The sequence below is a fragment of the Protofrankia sp. CiP1_Cm_nod3 genome, assembly GCF_982290655.1.
The window spans coordinates 1,891-4,820 of sequence record NZ_CEVIVD010000241.1; the positions used below are offsets into that span (position 1 = coordinate 1,891).

At 75.3% G+C, this 2,930-nt stretch carries 3 protein-coding genes; all 3 read right to left on the reverse strand.

Going from position 1 to position 2,930, the window contains the following annotated elements:
* The coding region (locus AC5LUJ_RS23545) for an adenosylcobinamide-GDP ribazoletransferase (protein ID WP_493465805.1) at nt 1–220 on the reverse strand (220 nt) is incomplete at its 3' end.
* Nucleotides 221–232: 12 nt separating this feature from the next.
* Nucleotides 233–1,444, reverse strand: coding sequence for a nicotinate-nucleotide--dimethylbenzimidazole phosphoribosyltransferase (gene cobT, locus AC5LUJ_RS23550; protein ID WP_493465806.1), 1,212 nt, complete (start codon nt 1,442–1,444; stop codon nt 233–235).
* Between the two features lie 74 nt (nt 1,445–1,518).
* The gene (locus tag AC5LUJ_RS23555; protein WP_250287063.1) at nt 1,519–2,538 is read right to left on the reverse strand and encodes a hypothetical protein; all 1,020 of its coding nucleotides are present in this window, start codon (nt 2,536–2,538) and stop codon (nt 1,519–1,521) included.
* Between the last annotated feature and the right edge of the window lie 392 nt (nt 2,539–2,930).

Genomic DNA, 2,930 nt, shown 5'->3' on the forward strand with positions numbered 1-2,930 from the left:
CGGCCGGGAGCAGGGGCTGGGCCGGGGTCCCCGGCGGCGCCGCGGGCAGCTTCGTGAAGAGCCGGAAGCCGACCACGACGGCGGCGGCGATGGCCCCCAGCACGAGGCCGACCAGCGGGGCGAGCGTCATGGCCCGGCCCATCGTGCGCCGGTCGAGCACGACCCGTCCTCGGACGGGCAGCAGCGAGAGCAGGGAGAAGACCGTCCGCGTGGCGAGCATCGGCCGCCCGCGTCAGGCGCCCGCCGTCCCGGGCGTGTCGCTCGGGACGGCGGCGGTGCCGTTGGCGACCGGCCCGCTGGGGGCAGCGCCAGCGGAAGCGGCGTCGCTGGCAACGGCGCCAGCGGAAGCGGTGCCGCCGGCGGCCGGGCCGGCCGGGGCTGAGCCGGCCTGGTCGCTGACGCCGGCCTGGTCGAACGTGGCCATCTCGGCGAGTGTCGCCTGGGCGGCCACCAGCAGGTGGACGGCGAGCAGCGCGCCGGTGCCCTCGCCGAGGCGCAGGCCGAGGTCCAGCAGAGGCTCGATGCCCAACGACGTCAGGGTGAACTTCTGCGCCGGCTCGGTCGACCGGGTGCCCGCGACCCACCAGGCCTTCGACCCGGGCGCGTACGCCTCGGCGGCCAGCGCCGCGGCGCAGACCACGACCCCGTCGAGCACCACCGGGGTGCGGCGGACGGCGGCCTGGACCAGCAGGCCGGTCAGCGCGGCGAGGTCGGCGCCGCCGATCACCCGCAGCAGGGCGAGCGGATCGGCGGCGTACGGCCGGCCGCGGCGCATCGCGTCCCGGATCGCCGCGGTCTTGAGCATCCACCGGGTGTCGTCGATGCCGGTGCCGCGCCCGACGGTCTCGATCGGTTCCCGGTCGAGCAGGCTGGCGACGATCGCCGCGGACGGGGTGGTGTTCCCGATTCCCATCTCGCCGGGGACCAGCAGGTCGGTGCCGGCGTCGACCTCCTCGTCGACGATCGTCCGGCCGAGGTCGAACGCGCGGGCGGCCTCCTCGGCGGTGAGGGCGTCCTCGACGTCGATGCGCCCGCTGCCGCGCCGGACCCGGTAACGGCTGGTGACGTCGGCCGTGGCCACGCCGCCGGCCGCGGGCGGCACGGCCTCGTCGGCGTCCACGCTGACGTCCACGACCCGTACGGACGCGCCGACCGTGCGGGCCAGCACGTTCACCGCGGCGCCGCCGGCGGCGAAGTTCGCCACCATCTGCGCGGTGACCTCCGACGGGAAGGCCGAGACACCCGTCCGCGCGATGCCGTGATCACCGGCGATGATCACGGCCCGGATGCGCCGGAAGGGCCTGGGCGGGCAGGCCCCCTGCACGCCGGCGAGCCAGACCGAGATCTCCTCCAGGCGCCCGAGGGCACCCGGGGGCTTGGTCAGCACTGCCTGCCGCTGCCGGGCGGCAGCCATCGCGTCGGCGTCGAGCTCTGGGATCCGCACAGCGTCTTTATTACCCGATGTGCCACCGGGCACCGTCGGGCGCCCATACCCCAACGGATATCCGACAGATCCCGTCAGGCCGGGGCCTCTTCCGAGGAGCCGCCCCAGGCCGAGGTCAACGCGACCAGGTCGGACCAGTCGGCGCCGTGCTGGGCGGCGCCCTCGGCGAGCTGGGACACCTCGCTGCCCATCCAGGCCGCCGGCCGGGCGGACGAGGCGACCACCGCGCCGGTGACATGGTGCTCGGCCTCCTCGACGTCCGGCCGCTCCCGGCGCAGCGCCGCGTCCGCGCAGATGACGTGCACCAGCGGGGCCAGGCAGCCGACGCCCTGGTCGCGGCCTCCGGCGCCGTCCACGCCACCGACCCGCTCGCGGGCCTCGGCCAGGAACGGCGCGGCCGCGTAGATCTGCCCGGCCAGGACGAGGGCGCTGGCGGCCATCGTCACGAACAGCGCCGGATGGTAGCTGTCGAGGGAGTAGGCGGGGGCGCCGTATTTCTCGGTGGGCAGCCGGCTCATCAGCTCCTGCGCCCGGCCGATCGTGGCGACGGTACCGAGGGTGTCGCCGAGACGCGCCCGCGCGCCCGCCTCGGCGACCGCCAGCATCACGGCGGCGGGGGTGCTGCCCGCGTACCGCTGCCCCTCCACGGCGAGCGCCAGCGCGCTCCGCCAGCGCTGCAGCCCCCGCGCGGCCATCGCCCGCACGGCGTGGGCGTGCGCGATCGTCGGCCAGTCCCCGATGCTCGCGGCGACCGACTCGGCCTGGGCCAGCGCGCGCAGCCCGGAGCAGACGTCACCGGCGTCGATGAGCGCGTTGCCCTCCAGCACGAGGGTGCGGGAGTGCAGGGCCTGCCAGTCATGCCTGGTACGGATCGCCCCCGCCTGGGACACGGCGATGTGGCGGTCGAGGTTCCACGCCTGCAGGGCCGTCTGTGCCGGGGCGGTGGACCCGTAACCGTCGACCAGCGCCCGCATGGCGGTGGTGAGGCCGGTCAGATCCTGCGCGCCCCGGACGCGCCCGGGGAAGGTGCTCACCAGATGTCCCGCCGCGACGAGCCCGGCAACCAGCCCGAGCCTGCGCCGATCGACGCCCATGCGCGACTCCAGATGTTCGCGATGTCCGCGTGACAGCCCCAGTCTCTGGCGCTGTCGGGATCATGTCGATGGCCCGGTTGTGTCAACATCCCGGCCGTGTTGATACCTCTCACTCCCCGTCATGTCCGTGGGGCCGCCGACGCGGCCCGGGCCTCCCGCGTGCTCCCCGGGTTCCCCCTTGGACGTCCCCGGGCCGCCTGTCGTGCTTCCGGGCTCCCGTTCCGCCTTCCCGGGTGCCCCGGCTGTCGCCTGGCGCGCGAAAACATGACCGTGACAGATTGTGATCATGCCGGTTCGGCCGGGGTCAGGTGCCGGATGCCGCCGCCGCTAACGAATTATCGGCCCCCCCGTTGTAACGCCCTGCGACCACCCCCAGCCCAGCGGCCCTCACC